This window comes from Ensifer sp. ENS08 (genome assembly GCF_014852195.1).
Lineage (GTDB): Bacteria > Pseudomonadota > Alphaproteobacteria > Rhizobiales > Rhizobiaceae > Ensifer > Ensifer adhaerens.
Window position 1 is genome coordinate 1 of sequence record NZ_JACVBF010000092.1, and the last position, 255, is coordinate 255.

At 65.1% G+C, this 255-nt stretch carries 1 protein-coding gene; it reads left to right on the forward strand.

Translation table 11 applies throughout. The annotated features are described in order from the left end of the window. Positions 1-255: aminotransferase class I/II-fold pyridoxal phosphate-dependent enzyme (locus IB272_RS34640; RefSeq protein ID WP_192445908.1), on the forward strand; the 255-nt coding region annotated here is incomplete at both ends.

A 255-nucleotide genomic window follows, 5' to 3' on the forward strand; every position in this document is an offset into this window, starting at 1 on the left:
CTTCGACCTGATCGACAACGGCGATGCCTTGCGCGAACGGCTCTATGCCAATGCGAGCCTGTTTCGCACCGAGATGACCAAGCTCGGCTTCACGCTGGCCGGCGAGGGCCACCCGATCATCCCGGTGATGCTCGGTGATGCCGCACTCGCCCAGGAGATGGCGGCGCGCATGCTGAAGAAGGGCGTCTATGTCATCGGCTTCTCCTTCCCGGTGGTGCCGAAGGGCCAGGCGCGCATCCGCACGCAGATGTCGGC